Annotated in this window: 1 rRNA gene; it reads left to right on the top strand. The window is 47.5% G+C overall.

Annotation, left to right across the window (positions count from 1 at the left end):
• A 16S ribosomal RNA gene (locus tag GTP45_RS27800) occupies nt 1–219 on the top strand; the annotation flags it as partial.
• Nucleotides 220–387 lie beyond the last annotated feature (168 nt).

A 387-nucleotide genomic window follows, 5' to 3' on the forward strand; every position in this document is an offset into this window, starting at 1 on the left:
ACTACGTGAAGTTGGAATCGCTAGTAATCGCGGATCAGCATGTCGCGGTGAATACGTTCCCGGGTCTTGTACACACCGCCCGTCACACCATGGGAGCGGGTTTTACCAGAAGTAGGTAGCTTAACCGCAAGGAGGGCGCTTACCACGGTAGGATTCGTGACTGGGGTGAAGTCGTAACAAGGTAGCCGTATCGGAAGGTGCGGCTGGATCACCTCCTTTCTAGAGTTTGCACACCAAGTGCTCACACTTATCTGCTGTAACGTTCTTTAACAATCTGGAAGAAGTAAAGTTTTATTTAAGCGTGTGAGAAATCACACACTTAGGGTAGTAAAACTCATCATCACAAGTAGTAAATGCTTAGAGCTATAGCCGTCAAGGTTATAGGGA

The sequence above is a fragment of the Duganella rivi genome, from assembly GCF_009857435.1.
GTDB lineage: Bacteria > Pseudomonadota > Gammaproteobacteria > Burkholderiales > Burkholderiaceae_D > Rugamonas > Rugamonas rivi.